Annotated in this window: 19 protein-coding genes; 10 read left to right on the forward strand and 9 right to left on the reverse strand. The window is 68.5% G+C overall.

What is annotated here, in order from left to right; genetic code table 11:
* The first annotated feature begins 112 nt into the window (after positions 1-112).
* The gene (locus AC6CH2_RS00860) at positions 113-1,003 is read left to right on the forward strand and encodes a LysR family transcriptional regulator (RefSeq protein WP_498267530.1); all 891 of its coding nucleotides are present in this window, start codon (positions 113-115) and stop codon (positions 1,001-1,003) included.
* Here the strand turns inward: AC6CH2_RS00860 and AC6CH2_RS00865 are convergent.
* The gene (locus AC6CH2_RS00865) at positions 1,000-1,638 is read right to left on the reverse strand and encodes a TetR/AcrR family transcriptional regulator (RefSeq protein ID WP_498267531.1); all 639 of its coding nucleotides are present in this window, start codon (positions 1,636-1,638) and stop codon (positions 1,000-1,002) included. The genes AC6CH2_RS00860 and AC6CH2_RS00865 overlap by 4 nt on opposite strands.
* A gap of 67 nt (positions 1,639-1,705) precedes the next feature.
* On the opposite strand from AC6CH2_RS00865, the gene AC6CH2_RS00870 reads away from it, so the two are divergent.
* Positions 1,706-2,134: a VOC family protein gene (locus AC6CH2_RS00870; protein ID WP_498267532.1), complete on the forward strand. Its 429-nt coding sequence runs from the start codon at positions 1,706-1,708 to the stop codon at positions 2,132-2,134.
* A 78-nt stretch (positions 2,135-2,212) separates the two neighbouring features.
* On the opposite strand, the gene AC6CH2_RS00875 is transcribed toward AC6CH2_RS00870, so the two are convergent.
* The 3 genes from AC6CH2_RS00875 to AC6CH2_RS00885 form a co-directional block, all read right to left on the reverse strand.
* A complete protein-coding gene (locus tag AC6CH2_RS00875; protein WP_498267533.1) occupies positions 2,213-2,488 on the reverse strand; it encodes a hypothetical protein in 276 nt (91 codons plus the stop codon).
* Positions 2,489-2,657: 169 nt separating this feature from the next.
* Entirely contained in the window at positions 2,658-3,521 is an 864-nt protein-coding gene (locus tag AC6CH2_RS00880) for a DUF1684 domain-containing protein (RefSeq protein WP_498267534.1), read from the reverse strand.
* Positions 3,522-3,741: 220 nt separating this feature from the next.
* Entirely contained in the window at positions 3,742-4,035 is a 294-nt protein-coding gene (locus AC6CH2_RS00885) for a cyclic-phosphate processing receiver domain-containing protein (protein ID WP_498267535.1), read from the reverse strand.
* Between the two features lie 164 nt (positions 4,036-4,199).
* On the opposite strand from AC6CH2_RS00885, the gene AC6CH2_RS00890 reads away from it, so the two are divergent.
* From AC6CH2_RS00890 to AC6CH2_RS00905, 4 genes are all read left to right on the forward strand, one after another.
* Positions 4,200-5,342: an alpha/beta fold hydrolase gene (locus AC6CH2_RS00890; protein ID WP_498267536.1), complete on the forward strand. Its 1,143-nt coding sequence runs from the start codon at positions 4,200-4,202 to the stop codon at positions 5,340-5,342.
* Positions 5,343-5,483: 141 nt separating this feature from the next.
* Complete coding sequence (locus tag AC6CH2_RS00895) at positions 5,484-6,098, forward strand: hypothetical protein (protein ID WP_498267537.1); 615 nt, start codon at positions 5,484-5,486, stop codon at positions 6,096-6,098.
* 161 nt (positions 6,099-6,259) lie between these two features.
* On the forward strand, positions 6,260-6,568 hold the full coding sequence (locus tag AC6CH2_RS00900; RefSeq protein ID WP_498267538.1) for a PAAR domain-containing protein: 309 nt from the start codon (positions 6,260-6,262) through the stop codon (positions 6,566-6,568).
* Positions 6,569-6,971: 403 nt separating this feature from the next.
* Positions 6,972-8,366 (forward strand): hypothetical protein, encoded by a 1,395-nt coding sequence (locus AC6CH2_RS00905; RefSeq protein ID WP_498267539.1) that lies wholly within the window; start codon positions 6,972-6,974, stop codon positions 8,364-8,366.
* A gap of 216 nt (positions 8,367-8,582) precedes the next feature.
* Here AC6CH2_RS00905 and AC6CH2_RS00910 read toward each other — a convergent pair whose 3' ends face one another.
* Positions 8,583-9,947 (reverse strand): S41 family peptidase, encoded by a 1,365-nt coding sequence (locus AC6CH2_RS00910; protein WP_498267540.1) that lies wholly within the window; start codon positions 9,945-9,947, stop codon positions 8,583-8,585.
* A 133-nt stretch (positions 9,948-10,080) separates the two neighbouring features.
* Positions 10,081-11,232, reverse strand: a complete 1,152-nt coding sequence (locus AC6CH2_RS00915) for a linear amide C-N hydrolase (protein WP_498267541.1) — start codon at positions 11,230-11,232, stop codon at positions 10,081-10,083.
* A gap of 335 nt (positions 11,233-11,567) precedes the next feature.
* Between AC6CH2_RS00915 and AC6CH2_RS00920 the strand changes: the two genes are divergently transcribed.
* Complete coding sequence (locus tag AC6CH2_RS00920; RefSeq protein ID WP_498267542.1) at positions 11,568-11,996, forward strand: hypothetical protein; 429 nt, start codon at positions 11,568-11,570, stop codon at positions 11,994-11,996.
* A 200-nt stretch (positions 11,997-12,196) separates the two neighbouring features.
* Positions 12,197-13,645: a PhoPQ-activated pathogenicity-related family protein gene (locus AC6CH2_RS00925; RefSeq protein WP_498267543.1), complete on the forward strand. Its 1,449-nt coding sequence runs from the start codon at positions 12,197-12,199 to the stop codon at positions 13,643-13,645.
* A 120-nt stretch (positions 13,646-13,765) separates the two neighbouring features.
* Here AC6CH2_RS00925 and AC6CH2_RS00930 read toward each other — a convergent pair whose 3' ends face one another.
* Positions 13,766-14,746 carry a chitinase gene (locus AC6CH2_RS00930; RefSeq protein ID WP_498267544.1) on the reverse strand — a complete coding sequence of 327 codons (981 nt, stop codon included), beginning with the start codon at positions 14,744-14,746 and terminating at the stop codon, positions 13,766-13,768.
* A 482-nt stretch (positions 14,747-15,228) separates the two neighbouring features.
* On the opposite strand from AC6CH2_RS00930, the gene AC6CH2_RS00935 reads away from it, so the two are divergent.
* Positions 15,229-15,870, forward strand: a complete 642-nt coding sequence (locus AC6CH2_RS00935; RefSeq protein WP_498267545.1) for a hypothetical protein — start codon at positions 15,229-15,231, stop codon at positions 15,868-15,870.
* Between the two features lie 138 nt (positions 15,871-16,008).
* Positions 16,009-16,353, forward strand: coding sequence for a RidA family protein (locus AC6CH2_RS00940; protein ID WP_031369989.1), 345 nt, complete (start codon positions 16,009-16,011; stop codon positions 16,351-16,353).
* A gap of 52 nt (positions 16,354-16,405) precedes the next feature.
* Here the strand turns inward: AC6CH2_RS00940 and AC6CH2_RS00945 are convergent, their stop codons facing one another.
* Positions 16,406-17,236, reverse strand: a complete 831-nt coding sequence (locus AC6CH2_RS00945; RefSeq protein WP_498267546.1) for a gamma-glutamyl-gamma-aminobutyrate hydrolase family protein — start codon at positions 17,234-17,236, stop codon at positions 16,406-16,408.
* A gap of 37 nt (positions 17,237-17,273) precedes the next feature.
* Positions 17,274-18,404 carry a carboxylate-amine ligase gene (locus AC6CH2_RS00950; RefSeq protein WP_498267547.1) on the reverse strand — a complete coding sequence of 377 codons (1,131 nt, stop codon included), beginning with the start codon at positions 18,402-18,404 and terminating at the stop codon, positions 17,274-17,276.
* Between the last annotated feature and the right edge of the window lie 54 nt (positions 18,405-18,458).

The raw sequence follows: 18,458 nt of genomic DNA on the forward strand, positions 1-18,458 counted from the left end.
CGGTTGCTACACTCCGCAGCGCGGTTCGAATCGCCGACCCGGCGTCGCCCGACTCGCCTCCCGCGCCCGACTCGCAGCCGCAACGCCCTGTTCTTACTCATACGGAGCCGCGATGGCCCATACCCGGATCAATCTCGGTTCGCTGAAAGTGTTCGAGGCGGCGGCGCGTGCGCTGAGCCTGACCCGCGCCGCCGAAGAGCTCAACGTCACCCAGGCCGCGGTCAGCCAGCAGGTCCGGCAGCTCGAAGCGCAGTTGGGCGTGGAACTGTTCCGGCGCTTGCCGCGCGGGCTCGCGCTTACCGACGAAGGCCTGGCATTGCTGCCGGTGCTGCAGGAAGCCTTCGATCGCATCGACGGTGCGCTCGACCGGGTCGGCGACGGCCTGGCGCGGGAAGTCGTGCATGTCGGCGCGGTCGGCACCTTCGCCAGCGGTTGGCTGTTGCCGCGCCTGGCCGATTTCACGCATCGCCATGCCGCGGTCGACGTGCGCGTGAGCACCCACAACAACCGCGTCGACCCGGCCGGCGAGGGCCTGGATTACGCGATCCGCTACGGCCGCGGCAACTGGCCGGGCATGGAAAGCCGCTTCCTGATGCCCGCGCCGCTGGCGCCGTTGTGCACACCGAGCCTCGCCGCGCAATTGCGCGGCCCGGCCGAGCTGTCGCGTTTTCCGCTGCTGCGTTCCTACTTCGTCGACGATTGGCGCCTGTGGTTCGAAGCGGCACAGGTCGTGCCGAAGGGGCCGGTCAACGGCCCGATTTTCGATTCCTCGCTGACGATGGTGCAATGCGCCTTGCAGGGGCTCGGCATCGCTCTGGCGCCGCCGGCGATGTTCGAGCGCGAACTCGCCGAGGGCCGGCTGCTGCAGCCGTTCGAGCCGATGCTCGACGCCGGCGGCTATTGGCTGACCCGGCTCGCCCTGAAGCCCGCCAGCGCCGGAGCCACCGCCTTCGCGGCCTGGCTGGAAGGCGAGTGCGCCCGGCAGACCGGCGATACCCGCTAGCTTTCCGACTTGCGTTTGCGCGCCGCGTTTTCGCCGTCGTTGCCGAGCACTCGCTGCAACAGCCACAGCATCGCCGCCTTGACCGCCTCGGGGTCGCCGCCGGCGTCGATCTCCAGCGCGGCCCGATCGAAGGCGGCCGACAGCAGCTTGGACAGGGCGTCGATCGAGACTTCGCCGCCGCCGCCGCCGACTGCGGCGGCGAGACCGGCATGCAGGGTCTCGGCTGCGTTGGACTCGTCGATCGCCGCGATCTCGGCCAGGCCGAGCACGGCCGGACCTTCCAGCAACAGCAGGCGGGTGCGGCCCGGCACGGCCATGGCCCTCAGATAGGCGTCGCTGCCGGCGATCAGCGCCTCGCGCGCGCTCAGCCCGGCCGGCGCCGAAGCGACGATGTCGTTGCGAACCGCCTCGGCCTCGCGTCGCAGCACGTGCCGGAACAGGTCGCGCTTATCGGTGAAATGGTGGTACAGCGCGCCGCGCGTGATGCCGGCCGCCACCGAGACCTCGGGCGTCGAGGTGTCGCCGTAGCCCTTGCTGACGAACAGTGCCCGCGCGGCCTCGAGCAGGGCGTGCCGGGTGGCTTCGGTGCGCTCGCGGTTGGAGCGGGGCGATCGCGGCGGATTGGCTTGTTGCATACATTCAGCCTGTATGTTAATTTGATCTTGCATACAGACTGTATGTCGATTCCAGGAGGCCGACAAGATGAAAGTCACCAGCTATTACCCCGTGATCATGACCCACGACGTCGCCGGCACCGCCGCGTTCTACCAGGCGCATTTCGGCTTCGTGGCCTTGTTCGAGGCCGACTGGTACGTGCATCTGCAGTCGGCGCAGGACTCGTCGATCAATCTGGCCGTGCTCGACGGGCGCCACGAGACCATCCCCGAGTCCGGACGCGGCCGGGTCGGCGGCCTGTTGCTGAATTTCGAAGTCGAAGATGTCGACGCGGTCCACGCCCGGTTGCTGGACGCCGGCCTGCCGATCCTGTTGAGCCTGCGCGACGAAGCGTTCGGCCAACGCCACTTCATCACCCGCGACCCGAACGGCGTGCTGATCGACATCATCAAGCCGATTCCGCCGAGCGCGGAGTTCGCCGAGCAGTACCAGGCGAGCGCCTTGCCGACGGCGTGATTACGCGAGCCAACGATGCGATCGAGCGCGGCGCCGCGCGATACGGTTTCGATCTGCCGAGATCGCAGCGGGGACGGCCTAGCGGCTTCGGCGCCCCCGCCACGCTGCGATCAGCAGCGCGACCCCGACCGCCGCCAGGGCGATGCCCATGGGCAGTGCATACGGCCCCGGGGTGGGCACGACCTGCCAATAGGTATGGCTGGCCGATTGCGTCAGCAGCATCGGCCGATTGCCCAACACCTGGGCGAGGACTGCGCTCGCTCCGAGCGCGGTCAGTACCGCGCCGCACAGGGCCAGGAGGATTCGCCGGATCAGGCGGGGTCGGCGTCTCGATGTCTGCATGAACGGTTGCATGGCGACACTGGAAGCCCGCGTGAGAGCCCCCTCCATCGAGAGGGGACGCGGGGCTCGCTTTCGCCGGATCGGATATGGACGACAAGCATAGCCGTTCGTGCAATCGGGGCGCCGACGCCAGCCAGGCCCGTGCGCGGGCTTGGCCGTTCCGAAGCCGTCATACATCCGCTCACTTCAGCTGCGGCGGATACATCTCGCCGTACTTCAGCTCGGTATCGACGAAGGTGGTGAGGTTGATCGGGCAGTTGTAGTACTCCGAGTGCGCGCACAGGAAGCTGTAGAGCATGTTCAAGTTGAGCGTCATCGCGGACGGCGGTTGGCCGGCCGGGAAGTGCGTCTCGAGCGAGCGGCCGCCGCCGTAGGTGGTCTTCTTCGAGGTCTTGTCGGTGAAGAACAGCAGGACGTGGTTGATCTTCGTCCAGTCCTTTTCCTTGTTGAAAGCGCGCAGCTTGTAAGTCTTGCCGTGCAGCGGCAGCTCGACATCGCCGACCCAGTACATCAGGCCGGTGTGGTTGCGCGAGTCCAGATGGCTCACTCCGACCGGCGCGCTCTTGCGCGTGAAGGTCGCCGCGACCACGCCCTTGGGGTCGTAGGGGAAGAAGCTCAGGCTCTTGAAGCGCCGGGCCGGCAGTTTCGGGTTGTACAGCCAGGCCTTGATCGATTTTTCGTAGACGGTGCCGCGCACGATCAGTCCGTTCGCCAGGGTCTGCTGCTGGTCCTTGGCCTTCAGCAGGTCGACCTCGGCGAGCCCGGGACCGCGCAGCAGGGCGCGGCCGTTTTCGTAGGAGACGCTGACCCGGTCCTTGCCGCCGGCCTGTTCGGCCCAGCGGATGTCGGCGGGCGCGCGCGCCGCTGCGAGGTGCACGGCCTTGCCGGGATCGACCACGGCGACGTCCTGGATCGCGTACATGCCGGTCGGCCCGCTGGCGTACTGGGTGATCCCGGCGCGGAAATCGTCCCAGTCCTTGCGCGGATCGGCGATCGCGAGGGCAGGCAGGCCGAGCAACAGGATCGAGCAGAGCAAAGAGCGCATGGCGGGGTCCTGGGGAGCGTGAACGGGCGGTCGTGGACAGTGCAGGCTAACGCGGCAAAGCGGCCGTGTGTTGCGCCGTCTTGATGATTCGACGAACGGGGAGGGCGCGAATCGACCAGGGCGGCGTGCGCACGGCCGGCGATGTTGGATGGACGGGGGCTCATCCCGTACTGGACAGGTCCCGGCCGTCGTAACGCGGGACGGGAGACGCGATGTCGGTTCAAGCCTGGCTGGCGCGCCCGATCGCGCGGATGCCGGCCTCCATGCGCAGGCGTGCGGAGGGATTCGCGGAGTGCACGCCGATCGCCGGCGGCCGGAATCCGCGGGTGACCACCGCTTCTTCTATCCAGACGATCACGTCGTAGCCGGTGCCGCGCGCGTCGTCGCCGAGGTCGTGATCGAGGCTGATCTCGGCGACTTCGCCGGTTTCGAGCAGGGCGATGGCTTCGTCCGGCCAGAACACGCGCACCCATCCTTCCGGGGTGACGCGCTCGTCGTCGAGGTAAACACGCATCGTGGCGGCCTTTGAAAGTCGGCGGCCAGATTGCCATGGCGCCGCGTTGCCGGAAACGTTTTGCCACTGCAACCGCACCCGGCTCCACCGTATCTATTGCGCCGGCCGCGCGAATTGCGCGCGCTTGCCGCAGTGCGGCGAAATCACCGTGGAGACCTCCCGAAATGCTTAGCGATTGGCAGAAACAAGCGAAGACCTGGATCGTCGCGGCCGCCCTGGCCGTGACCGCCGCCCCCAATGCCGCAGCGCAACCGGCGGCGAAGCCGGCCAGTCGCGCCGAGGCGACCCGATTGATCGCCGATCTGCGCCGGATCGTCACCCCGGAAGGCGTGGAACGCAGCGAGGCGGTGAAGATCGGTGGGATCGAGCAGTGGGTGACGATCCGCGGGGTCGACAAGCGCAATCCGGTGCTGTTGATGCTGCACGGCGGGCCGGGCTTCGTGGAAATGCCGTACAGCTGGTACTTCCAGCGCGGCTGGGAGGACTATTTCACGGTCGTGCAGTGGGACCAGCGCGGCGCCGGCAAGACCTATCTGCTCAACGATCCGGCCAAGCTCGAGCCGACGATGACGCGCGAGCGCCTGGTCGAGGACACCGAAGAGATGGTGGCCTGGCTGCGCAAGGAGTTCGGCAAGGACAAGATCTTCCTGCTCGGCCATTCCTGGGGCAGCGTGCTCGGCCTGGAAGTCGCCCAGCGCCGGCCGCAGTGGCTGCATGCCTACATCGGCCTGGGGCAGGTCACCCACTCGCTGGAAAGCGAGCGCCGCGGCCTAAAGTTCGCGCTCGAGCGCGCCCGGCGCGACGGCAATGCCGAAGCGCTGCGCGAACTCGCCGCGATCGAGGGCTATGCGCAGCCCGGCCGGCCGCTCGCGCTCAAGGACCTGTACGTGCAGCGCAAATGGCTCGGGCATTACGGCGGCGCCCTGCGCGGCCTGCAGGGCTACGACACGGTCTCGGCCGCGGTCGCGCTGGCGCCGGAATACAGCGATGCCGAGATCGCGCGCATCTGGGAGGGCAACGAATTCTCGGAAAAGCGTCTGCTGACCGAGGCGCTGCAGCGCGACTACAGCTCGGTCGTGCGCCTGGACTGCCCGGTGATCCTGTTCAACGGCCGCGACGACTACAACGTCTCCTCCGAACTCGCGGCCGAATGGTTCGGACGCCTGCAGGCGCCGTCCAAGCAACTGGTCTGGTTCGAGCGGTCCGCGCACGTCGTGTTCACCGAGGAGCCGGGCAAGACCCTGGTCTCGCTGGTGCGTTATGCCCGCCCGATCGCCGAGCGGGCCGGAGATGCCGCGCCGGAATGAGCGCTCGCGCACGGTTCCGGACATTGGCGGGCGGCCGGTTGTCCTCCTGATTCTGCCTGGCGGCGTTACCTGGAGCATACGCCGCCGATGCGGCGTGCCCTTCCGTTCGGGGCCTCGCGCCCCACGCTGCCGAGCCCGCCCATGTCGCCTTTGCTGTCCGCCGAACTCGCTTGGTACGTCACCGGACGTTTCTATCGCACGCCCGCCGGTTCCCTGGCCGATTACGGCTATTTCCTGCACCTGTCCGGCATCGAGGGCTCGCTGTTCTGCGGCGCGGTCGGCGAAACCACCGCGTATTTCACCTTCGCCGCGCGGCCGTTCGTCGCCCCGGACGTCGACAACGGCGCGCTGACCCTGGGGCTGGACCCGGCCGGCGAATTCTCGGTGTATCTGCAGCGCGAACCGGCCGGCGATTTCGACCGGCCCGAGTCGTTCGCGCAGGGCGAACGCATCGCCACTTTCCGCCGCACCGGCCTGGTGGTCGGTACCACCCTGGCAGCGCAGATCGGCGCGGCCTCGACCTCGGTGTTCGCCAACAACGTGTTCAGCGCGCGCCTGATCGACAGCGCGCCGTTCGAGTTCGGCGGCCGCCGCTACGACCTCGGCAACATCCTCGGCGGCGTCACCCAGTTCGGCACCGCCGCGACCACGCCGATCGCTTTTCCGGCGACCCCGCCCGCCGCGCCGGTCTACGACCTGGTGCTGCCGTTCACCGGTTCGGCCATCGCTCTGTCGACTGCGCAGCCGGAACGGTGACGATATGCGCAGTTCGAATGCTCCCGTGGATCCTGGGCAACACCGTTCGACATGACCTGTGTCCGGCAACGGGCAACCAGCGGTCGCGCGGCGATTCACGCCGCGATCGTCGCGCCGTTTCCTTGGCTGAGGTGCGAGCGAGTCGAGAGCGGAGGTGGGCGATGGTTCGGCATTGGATAATGGTCGGCGACACGACCAGCTGCGGCGGCACGGTACTGACCGGGTCGGCGCCGGACCGCCCCGGCGGCTTCAGTTGGGCGCGCGTCGGCGACGAAGTGCACTGTCACGAACACGGTCTGACGGTCATCCTGACCGGCGATCCGACCCATCGGGTGGAGGGCCGCCCGGCCGCGCGCCACGGCGATTTCTGCCTGTGCGGCTGCATCCTGATTTCCCTGCGCCAGGTACGTTCGATCGTCGAATCGGAACGCGGCTATGGCTTGATGCCGTACGGGCCGATGACGGATTGAGGGGGCGCAGGAGCGCAGCGACCGCAGTTCCCGCACAGCCGGCTCGTCTTCGACCCGGCGGCTCCGGTCGCGCCACGCGAACTTTGGCGGGCGATCTGCATCCGCCGTTGCTACCCTGAGTTGCGCCGTTTTAGGGGCAGCGGCGCGCCCTGCCGCAACATGCAAACAACCCACTTGCGTAGTGACTCAATACCGATTCGCACGAATTCCGTGACACTCGTCGCGCCGGTTTTTTGATGCGGCGCATCTCGGGTTCACTGCTTCGTCATGCGCATAGCCGGCGGCTATCGCAGCTATCGAATCAAACGATTTAAACCGCTTGCCGGCGAGGGCTAGCCTCGAGGGGAGCGCCGTGTCCGCGGTGCCGCCAGCGACGTCTTCCACCATTCCAGGGAGCAAGACCATGAGGCAGCAGAAGTCTCCACGGCTTCGGCCACTGTGGCTGTTGTGTGCGTGCGCACTGGGCGTGTCCGGCATCGCCCTGGCGGCCGATCCGCCGAGCAGCTACATGCCGGTGGTGATTAAGGAAACCTTCGCCGCGATCAAGTCGCGGATGGAACGCGACAAGCCGGCGGTGATGCAGCGCCATCGCAGCCTGCTGGAGCAACGCTACGATTTGGGCAACAAGCCGGTGCGCGGCGTGACCATGTCGGGCGGCAAGCCGGTACAGGGCGGGGTGCGCGCGCGGCTGCCGGCGGGCACCACCTGGGAAGAGCTCGGCGCGATGAGCCCGGAACAGATCCGCGAGCGTGGGCTGTTTCCGGCCGGGTTCCTGCCGCTGCCGCATCCGAATCATGCCGAAGGCGGCATGGTGTTTCCGCAGTTCCACATCGATGCGATCAAGCGCGCCGAGCAGCGCGACCTGACCCGCTTCGACCTGGACTTCGATCTGCCCGATCATTTGCTGCCGGATTTTCCGGCGCCGATCTTCCTGACCACGCGGCCCGACCTCGGCGATGTCTCCAAGGGCCAGTTGGTGACGATCAACAACTACTTCGAGCTGTTCAACGGGGTGTTGAACCCCAAGCAACTCGAAGGCCTGCGCCTGCTGGTGACGCCGTTCGCGCAGCAGCAGTTCAACCAGACCGAGGACCGGCGTTCGGCCTTGCCGAGCCGCGGCATCGCCTGCCTGGACTGTCACAGCAACGGCCATTCGGTCGCGGCGACGCACCTGGTCGGCGACATCCGGCCGCAGCCGTTCCGGCACCGCATCGACACCCCGACCTTGCGCGGCGTCAACGTCCAGCGCCTGTTCGGTTCGCAGCGGGCCTTGAAGTCGGTCGAGGATTTCACCGAGTTCGAGCAGCGCGCCGCGTATTTCGACGGCGACCCGGTGATCGCGACCAAGAAGGGCATCAACATCCTCGATCGCGGCCACCAGGTGCACGCGATGGGCGAGTTCCAGGCGCTGCTGGATTTCCCGCCGGCGCCGAAGCTCGACCTGTTCGGCCGCCTCAAGCCCGATGCCGGCGAGGCAGAGAAGCGCGGCGAGGCGCTGTTCTTCGGCAAGGCGCAGTGTTCGGCCTGCCACACACCGCCGTATTACACCGACAACAGCATGCATAACCTGCGGGTCGAGCGCTTCTTCAAGCCGCACATGATCAACGGCCGCTTCGCCAGCGCCGACGGGCCGATCAAGACCTTCCCGCTGCGCGGCATCAAGGATTCGCCGCCGTACCTGCACGATGGTCGCCTGCTGACCCTGGAGGACACGGTGGAGTTCTTCAACGTCGTGCTGCAGACGCGGCTGGAAAAACAGGAGAAGGAAGACCTGGTCGCGTTCCTGCGCCAGTTGTGATCGGGCGCAGAGCGTCGGCAGCCCGGCCGGAGGCGGATGATAGGGGTCACCGGTGCAGGCTGCGACGCTCTGCACAGGCAACAAACGCGGATTCGGCGCAGTCGTGAATCCGCCGCGTTCGACGACGGCGCGCGGCGCGATGCCGCGCGTCGCCGGTCATGGGTGCGCGGATCGTTCGCGACGAGATCGTTCGCGACGACCGTCCGGACCGCGGCCTCAGCGCCGGTAGCGATTGCCGCTGCCGTCCGGGCGCAGGGTTTCCAGCGCGGCGACGCGGCCGTCGCGGTCGCGCTCGAAGCGCACGCGCAGGCTCGGGTCGCCGACGACGTAGAACAGGTCGCGCTCCAGCGCCGCGAGCGGCTGCTGCGGGCGCTTGCCGTTGCGCAGATACAGGCGGCCGGCCTCGGCCTCGACGCGCATGCGGTCGTATTGGCCGGTGTAGTCGGCGTGGACCAGGGCCGGCGCGGAGGCCGACTCGGCGCGCACCGCCTCGAGCGCCCAGCGCGTGTCGGCCGCATCGCCGCCGCGCAGGCCTTGCTTGAGCAGGCTTTCCAGGGCCAGCGCCTGCGCCGTGCGCAAGGCCTCGCGTTGCGGCACGGCGACGTCGGGCGCGATGCCGCTGCCCTCCCAGTTGCGATGGGTGATCGGGCTGGTCGGCGAACCGGTCGCGACGAACACGCTGAAGCCGTTGCCGGCGTCGATCTCGGCCCCGGGATTGGCGGCGCCGGCGCTGGTCTCGCCGATCACCGTCGCGCGGCCGACGTTCTTGAGCGTATACACCAGGGCTTCGGCGGCCGAAGCGGTGCGCGGGCTGGTCAACAGGTACACGGGCACGTCCAGCCGCGGTGTCGGGTACCAATCCAACGGTGCCTCGGAGGTGCTTTCGATCCGATCGCCGTCGCGCCAGCGGAAACGGCTGTAGATGTCGGCGCCTTTCGGGGTGAAGGCGCTGACCAGATAACCGACCGAGGCCGGCGAGCCGCCGCCGTTGTCGCGCAGGTCGATGATCAGCGCATCGGTGGAGGCCAGCAATTGCAGCGCCGCTTCGAGCGCGACGCGCGCCGGCGCGCGCGGTTCGCCGAAGCGGAAGTCGGCGAACTCCTTGAGGTCGAGATAGCCGAGGTTGCCGGGCAGGATCTCGACCCGATGCACGCCGTAGTTGCGGCGACGCGCGTAGTCGACCGGTTCGGCCAGGTTCGGTCCCGCTCCGATGCGAACGCGCGGCGCCGGGCCTGGGCCCGGGCGCGAACCCGGACGGGCCGCCTGCGCAGGCCCTCGCTGTTCGGGCGCCAGCCAATTGACCCGGAAATGGCCGTCGTGGGACTTGATGCGCTCGGTCAGGGCGGTGGCCAGGTCGCGCGGGTCGGTGTAGCGGTCGAACTCGCCCCGGGCCGCGGCCTGGCGCAGGCTGTCGCCGATCTGCGCCGCGCGCTCGACGTCGTAGTAATGGTCCTGGATGCTGCGGGCGACGTCGGCGACGGTGTCGCGCGGCGTCGCCGCGACGGCATGGGCGGTGCCGGACAGGCATAGCAGCAACAGCGGTACGAGCAGGCAATGGATCAGACGCTGAGCGGTGCGCATGAGGGTCTCCGGAGTAGGCCGCCGCGGCGCAAGGATTGCGCTGCGGCGGACGGCGAGGGGCCATGTCTGCGTGGATGCCGCCGGGCGCCGATGCGTCGCAGGCCGGGGCCACGGCACTCGCCGCCGCACCGGATCAGGCGAAGCCGCTGCTGACGTCGGTGTACCAGGTGCTCGACCCGGGCATGATCGGGATCGATTTGAGCTCCTTGGGCTTGACGCTGCCGCCGCCGAAATCGACGGTGGTCAGGTCGACCATCTGCAGGCTGCTGTTGAAGGCGCTGCTGAAGTAATAGGCGAAGTTGCTGTGATCGCGCACCACCTGCCACATGGTCCAGTCGCCGACGGTGGGGTGGATGGACGGCGGCTTCGCTTTGATCAGGGCCGTGCCGTAAGGCGTGGCCTGGATCATCTGCACCATCTGCATGGCGACGTTGACGATGGTCTGGCTGCTGTCGGTGGCGCCGGCCTTGGGCGCGGTCGGCAGCCAGCCGGCGCCGTCGGAGGGCAGCAAGTGGAAGCCCTTGCGGAAGGTCGCGGCCTTGACGAAGCGCGAGGCCGACATGATGTCGCCGGGCAGGCCGAGCAGGCCGCTGCCGACCGGCGGGCCGGCCTTGGCCGAGGTCGAGGTGCCGTTGCCTTCGACCCTGAGGTGGTCGTAGCTCGCGAGGTTGGTGCGCTGCCAATCGTAGGGCGGCGCATTGGTCAGCACGCCGTCGCTGGTGGCGCCGTTGTCGTAGTCGGGCGGATAAATGTTGGTGGCGCCGTCGATGAATTCGATGACGACGCTGGCGCCGCTGGAGTCGGTGACTATGAAGTGCAGCGGCAGGTAAGTCTTGGCGGTGCTCGGCGGACCGACGATCTCGACGTTGGGCAGGGCCAGCAGCAGGTCGGCGACGCTGGAGAACTGGCTCATCGCCCAGGCGCCGAGATCGGAGAATTCCAGGGCATCGTGGGCGCCGCGGTGAGCGCTCGGGTATTGCGTGCCCGGCAACCACAGCGCAGCGCAGGACAGCCCGACTTCGTTGATGCCGTCGACGAAGCAGGCGAATTCCGGCAACGCCTGCGGGTCGGCGATGCCGACGAAGCCGTAGGTGCCGGTCCACGAATGCGACCGGTTGGGGAACAGGGGGAACTGCTGTTGCGCGGGAACGCGGTACAGGTTGCTCGCCAGCGTGCCGGTGAGTTCCATGCAGCGCGCGGAGAGGTACTGCACGGTATTGCTGGAGGCCGGGACGGCCGGAACGCCGAGCAGGAAATTGGTGCACATGGTGATCTCCTTGGCCATGAGCGGATCGAATGGGCGGGCGGATCGCATGGGTCGCTCGACCGTCGCGACCCTCGCAGCCGAAGGCCGACGGCCTTCGTGCGGCTCTTGTACTTCGCGATGACGCCCGCGGTTGCGACAAGCCGCGCAGAATCGAGGGCCGCGGCTGCAGGCCGGCGACCGCTCGTCGTCCGGTCGCATCGTGCCCATCCCGGCGGGGCCGCTCGGCAGCGACCGCGCCCGCGGCCGGCACAACCGTTGCTTTCGGCACTCGCGTACAGTTTTCGCGCGGTGCAGGATCGCGCCATGCCGAACCGCGCCGTCTTTCTCGTCCGTCCCAACCGGCCCGGGGCCGCATGAGCTCGCAGCCCTGGTTGTTGTTCGCCGCGCTCCTCAACGCGTTGGCGGCGTTGGCGCATGTCGCGGTGATCTTCGGCGGCGGCGCCTGGTACCGCTTCTTCGGCGCCGGCGAAGCCATGGCGCGCATGGCCGACGCCGGCCGCTCGTATCCGGCCGTGCTTACCGCCTGCATCGCGCTGGTGCTGGCGATCTGGAGCGGTTATGCGCTGTCGGGCTCGGGCCTGATCGCGCCGTGGCCCTGGGCCAGGCCGGCGCTGTGCGCGATCACCGCCGTGTATTTGCTGCGCGGGCTCGCGGTCGTGCCGATGGCGGTGGCCTCGGTGCCGCAGCCGGCGACCCCGTTCTGGTACTGGAGTTCGGCGATCTGCTTCGCGATCGGCCTGGTCCACCTGATCGGGTTGGTCGGCGCCTGGCGCAGCCTCTGAGCCGCACGGTCGGCCGATCTCTGCGCTGCCGCACAGGTCCGGCCCGGGTTTGGGTTTAGGCTGGGCGCCGAAACGGCAGGCGAGGGCTGGAGGCGATGGACCGAACGATGGATCGAATCACGGATCGAATCACGGTTCGTGCCACTGTTCTTGGCGTTCGACGGGCGACGGCACGGTGGCTGGGTTGGTGTCTGGCGGCGATGCTGCTCTCCGCGGGCACGACCGCCGTCGCCGCGGACTCAACAGCGGCCTCGGCAGCGGCGTCGCGCGGCGCCGGCCAGCGCATCGATTACAGCGAAGTCTGGCCGGATTATCGGCTGCGGCAGGCGCGCGTGCCGCTGCGCTACGAAAGCCTCGGCAATACGCCACTGGAAGGCGTGGAGAAACGCAGCTTTCGCCTGGCGTCGCAGCGCTGGCCCGAAAGCGGCGGCGCCGTGCCGCCGGAATGGACGCATCGGGTCGATATCTATATTCCGGAGGTGGCGCGGCCGAAGTCGGCCCTGCTGGTGATCAACAACGGCAGTAACCGCGCCAACGGCAACGACCCGGTGCGGCCGCCTAGCGATTTCGACGAAGCCCTGGCGCTCGAAGTCGCGCGCAGCACCCACACCATCGTGGTCTCGGTGTCGGACGTGCCGAACCAATACCTGACCTTGCCCGCAGACACGGTCGCGAAGAAAGAGGACGTGCTGGTCGCCGCGACCTGGCGCCGCTTTCTCGATGCGCCGGCCGCCAACACGACCCTGCCGCTGCACCTGCCGATGGCCGAAAGCGCGGTCAAGGCGATGGACCTGGCCGAACGCGAACTGCGCGGCTGGCGGGTGCGTTCGTTCGTCGTCACCGGTGCCTCCAAGCGCGCCTGGGCCGCATGGCTTACCGCGATCGGCGACCCGCGCGTGCAGGCGATCGTGTCCTACGTCATCGACATGCGCATCGAGGCTCTGATCGAACACATCAATCGCAGCTACGGCGGCGGCTGGCCGATCGCCTTGCAGCCTTATCACCAGGAAGGCATCACCACGCGCTACCGGCAGCCCGAGTTCGACGACCTGATGAAGATCGAAGATCCTTACGCCTATCTGCGCACCCGGCATCGCCAGCGCTTGCGCATTCCGAAGTACCTGGTCAGCGCGAGCGGCGACGATTTTTTCCCGCCCGACGCGCAGCGCCTGTATCTGGACGAGCTGCCCGGCGCCACCAGTCTGCGCGCGGCGCCGAACGCCGATCACGGCGGAGTACGCCGGCACATGCGCGAAACCCTGATCCCGGCCCTGCAACGCTGGGGCCGCAATCGAGCGCTGCCGAGCGTGCGTGCGCGCCTGATCCGGCACGGCGGGCAACTTCGCCTCAGCGCGCGCGCCTCGGAGCGCCCGGTCAGCGCCAAGCTGTGGGTCGCCGACAATCCGGACGGTCGCGATTTCCGCTACGCCTGCGGCATCCGTTATCGCGAATCGCCGTTGACCCCGACGCGCAACGGCGCCGTCGCCGCGTTGACCCAGCCCGCGTCGGGCTGGTCGGCGGCCTTCGTCGAATTCGCCTTCGCCGACGGGTTCATCGCCACCACGCCGGTGCACGTGTATCCGGAAACGACCTTTCCGCAGCAACCGCCGCCGAACGGCGGCGGCGCTTGTTCGCTGGTGCCGCAGTAGGGTCGCGCTGTCCGCGCCGCGTCGACTGGCTCTCGCCAGCGCGGTTCGGCCGGCACCGTGCAAGTCCGGCCGCGCGCGCAAGCGGCGGCCGGACCGGCCACGATCAGGACCCGGCAGCGATCAACAGGTGAGGTTGTTGCCCGGCGGCACGCCGAGGATCGCGGCGAAGTTGCGGTAGTAGGTGCCGCGGTTGAGCATCTGCTGGTGGCCCAGGCCGCTGGCATTGCATTCGATGCCGCCGTTGATCGCACGGATGGTCTCGCCGAACGCGCGCAGATTGACCATCGCCTGGTGCGGCGTGTTGCTGGCGCCGCCGCGCTGGGTCATCCAGTACCACAGTGCGGTCTGCCAGGCGATCGCGGCATTGGTCGCGACCAGGTCGGGGTTGTTTAGCAGATCCAGGCCGAGCGCGTTGCCGGCGGCGGCGTAGTTGTAGTTCCAACTCAGCTGGATCGGCCCGCGCCCGTAGTACTGCTTGTTGCCGCAGGTGCCGGCCGGCGCGCAGTAATGATTCCAGTTGGCCTGGTTGAGCTCGCGGATGTGCACCAGCCCGCCGGTCTCCTGGTTGACGTTGGCGAGGAAGGCCGCGGCTTCCTGGCGGGCGATGGTGTCGCCGCCTTCGTGGGCGAAATTCGGATACGACTTGATCGCCGCGACCAGGCCGGCATAGGTGTAGAAGGGATTGCGGTTCGGGAACATCTGGTTGAACTGGGCCTGGGTGACGATGAAGCCGCCGCCCCCCGGCGGGGTGGTGTCGTCGCAACTGGTCGGCTGCCAGTACCAGGTGCTGATGGTCGGGTCGGTGCCGTCGCTGCCGTTGCTGCCGACGTTGACCAGCTTGTAGTACCGGCCGTTGGGCAGGTATTTCACGATGGTGCCGAGCGGGTAGTTGATGCCGCGGCTCCAGTCGACATAGCTGCAGCTCGCGCTGGGCCCGGCTTGGGCTGCCGCGCTCGTGGCGGCGGGCAGGTCTTGCGGCGGCGTCTGCGGTGCGGCGAAAACGCCAGGGGCGCACAGCAGGGCGGCGACGGCCCAGGCGCTGCGGTGGGGCTGGCCGCGCAGTGCGGTCGGGCGGGGCGCGGTCGGGTGGGGTGCGTTCATACGTATCCTCGGTTGTGACTCTCGGTCCCCCCGGGGTACGCACGCGGTCGATCCGGATGCGAGGTGTTGGCTGCGGCTTGCTTATGGTTATGGGCGCTGCCTCGGTCGGGCGCCGTCGCTGCGGCCGGTGCGATAGCCGGCCGTTCCCGGGTCAGGCAAGGGCCGGTCGAGGCCGCATGCGGGTGGCGACGGTCGCGAACGACCTTGCGATCGACTGTAATGGCGCAGTCGCCGGCGAATCCGGGACGCGGTCGCGAAACGCGGCCGGGCCCGGCCGGCGTCCGCGCGCGCGCGGCCGAGGCGCGACCGCGGTCGCACTTGCGTTGCGATGCGGCAACCGTTCCGGGCCGTCGCGGGGTATAAAGCGGTCGGGGCGGCCAAGGCCCGGCCGATCGATACGGGCCGTCCTCACGGCACGAGGTGATGCGATGAAACGTGGCGCAAATGCAGTTCGCGCGGTTGCCGCAGTTCTCTGCGCGGCGATGTTGACGACGGCGCTGAGCGCCTGCGACGGCCAGGCCGAGCGCGAAGCGGCGCAGAAACCCGCGCGCGCCGGCGTGCCGATCGACCGCAACGCAACCGCCGAACGCCTGGCGAAGATGCGCGGCCAGGCGATCGCCGGCGACCAGGTCGCCCTGCACCAGAACGTCGAGGCGCTGGACCGCGACCTGCGCCGCGCGATCCGCCTGGTCGACCCGGCCCGCCGGATCGATCGCGAGAATGCGCGCATCGCGGCCAAGAGCGTGTCCGGCGTGCGTTCGGCGGTGTGGGTCGACGACGAAAACCTGTTGGCCATCGTCGACCGCAACGGCCAGCGCAGCTACGGCACCATCGATGCGATCTGCACCCGGCTCGAGCCGCTGGGCGACACCCTCGGCGTCGTGGTCAATCTGCAGAGCGGCGCGGCCCAGACCGGCGACGAACTGGAAATCCTCAGCCGCAACTGCCAGCTTAAGCCCGGCGAACGCGCGGTGGCGCAGGCGCATCGGCAGATCGACGTGCTGCCGCCGGACGTGCGCGCCCAGCATCGCGCGAATGCCGACGCCGCCCTGAGCGGCCCGGACCGCAGCGGCGAGCGCGAGGAAAGCCAGCGCATCATCGAGGCCAGCACGCCGGAGCTTTAGACCGCGCAGCTGCGCGCGCGGTCGGCGCCGACCATCTGCCGGGCCGCGGTTTCGAGATCTTCGTCGGAGTGAGACGGCGTGCGTGTGCGCGGCGCCGCTTTGACCGACAATGGCCGCCTTACCCACGGGAGGTGATGCATGATCCAGCGATTCGACGTCGGCGCGCGTTTGTCGGAAATGGCGATCCATAACGGCGTCGCTTACCTGGCCGGACAGGTGCCCGACAGCGAGGATCTCGACATCGCAGGGCAGACCCGCGAAACCCTGGCCTCGATCGATGCCTTGCTCGCGCGCGCCGGCACCGACAAGACCCGGATCCTGATGGCGCAGATCTTCCTCGCCGATATGGAGGATTTCGCCGGCATGAACGCAGTGTGGGACCGCTGGGTCGCGCCCGGGCACACGCCGCCGCGCGCGACCGTGCAGGCGCCCCTGGCGAATCCGAAATTCCGCGTCGAAATCGTGGTGACCGCCGCGCTGTAAGGCGGCTCGCTCGCGACCGTCGCCGCATCGCGCGGCGCGGTCGCCATTCGAATCAGGGGCCGCCCGGCGTCGCGCCCGGCGCACCCGTTTCGGCCTGCTCGCGTTTGCGCGCCGCTTCCATGAAGGCCATCAGCAGCGGCCGTCCCGGCAACAGCTCGGGAAAACGCTGATCGTGGAATTCCGGGTGCCATTGCACGCCGACCACGAAGCCGCTGCCGGCGCTGCGGATGCATTCGGGAATGCCGTCTTCCGACCAGGCTTCCACTTCCAGGGCTTCCCCGAGGTTCTTGATGCCCTGGTGGTGGATCGAGTTCACCTGGGCCTGCGCTTGCGCCTGCGGGTACAGCTCGGCGAGCCAGCCGCCCTCGCGGATCCGCAACGAGTGCGCGTGCTCGTCGTAACGCGCCGGAATGTAGTGCTGACTGCGGGTGGCGCCGCCGCCGACCAAGTCCTGGTACAGATTGCCGCCATGGGCGACGTTGATCAGCTGCATGCCGCGGCAAATGCCGAGCACCGGCTTGCCGGCCTCGATGAAAGCGCGCAGCAGGTTCAACTCGAAGCGGTCGCGTTCCGGGTCGGTGGTCATCAGCATTTCGCTGGGACGCTCGCCGTAGGCCTGCGGGTCGATGTCGGCGCCGCCCTGCAGGATCAGGCCGTCGAGCGAACAGGCGTAATCGCGCACCGACAAGTCGGTGGCCTGCACTTCGCCGAGTGCGTCGACGGTCGGGATCATCACCACCAGCGCGCCGCTCGACATGACCCAGTGCGCCATCGATTGTTCGAGGTATTGCAGGGTCTTGTTGCGGAAACCGTACGACGGCGGCAGGTTGCGCATCAGCCGCGGCGACAGGCCGATCAGCAGTTTGCGGGCGGGCGCGGGCATGGCGGGTTGTCGGTCGTGGGCGGGCATCGTCGCGGCCTCAGGCAGCGGGTACGGTGGTGTGCAGCAGCCAGTCGACCACCGCCTTCAACGCCGCCGTGCGGCTGGCGCCGCCGTCGCGTTGCTGGTGGTACAGCGCCAACTGCGAGTGCGCGCTGGTGCCGCGCGCCAGGATGTCGTCGATCGAGGCCAGGGCTTCGACGCAGTCCAGCGCCTGCGCGTCCTCGCGGCACAGCTCGCGCAGGCGCTGCAATTGGGCCAAGGCCGGTTCGGTATTGCCGCATTCGTCGATGAACTCGGCTTGCAGGCCGAAGCGCTTGGCGCGCCAGCGGTTCTCGTCGATGATCCGGCGCACGCCGGCGTCGCAGGCCGGCGCCTGCGCCGGATGCATGACCAAGTGGCGCATCAGGCAGCGGTACAGCGCTGCGATCGCCAGGCTGTCGTCCAGCCGGGTGCAGGCATCGGCGATTCGCAACTCGACGGTCGGGTAGTTCGGCGAGGGCCTGATCGCCCACCACAACGAACTCGCATCGGCGATCGCGCCGGCACGCACCAGCACCGCGGCGAAGGCGTCGTAGGCGGCCTCGCTTTCGAAGAAATCCGGAATGCCGGTGCGCGGCCATTCGTCGTACATGGCCTGGCGGTAACTCATCAGGCCGGTGCGCAGGCGGTCCCAGAACGGCGACGAAGTCGACAGCGCCAGCAACAGCGGCAGCCACGGCATCGCCCGGTTCATCACCTGGACCCGGTCGACATCGTCGGGCAGTTGCACGTGCACGTGCAGGCCGCAGACCAGGCTGCGCCGGGCGACGATCTGGAAATCCTCGACCAGTTGCCGGTAGCGAGGCTTATCGGTCTCGGTCTGTTCGCGCCACAGTCCCAGCGGATGGGTGCCGGCGGCGAGCAGGGCCAGGCCGTGTTCGTGGGCCAGTGCCGACAGGCCGCGGCGCAGCTCGCCGAGTTGGCGCCGGGCCTGGCCGATGTCGCACAGGATCGGCGAGGCGATCTCGATCTGCGCTTGCAGCAGTTCGCTTTCGATCGATTCGCCGAACTCGGCGCGGGCCCGCTTCCATAACCGCGGCGGCACCTGCGAGGCCAGCAATCGGGATTCCGGGCGGACCAGGAAGAATTCTTCCTCGATGCCGAAACTGTAATCGCACTGCGCGCTCATCGCGGATCGTTCCGCGACTGCGACCGGGTCGGTGTCGTCATGGGCCCAAGGTAG

Source organism: Lysobacter sp. GQ73, assembly GCF_059758755.1.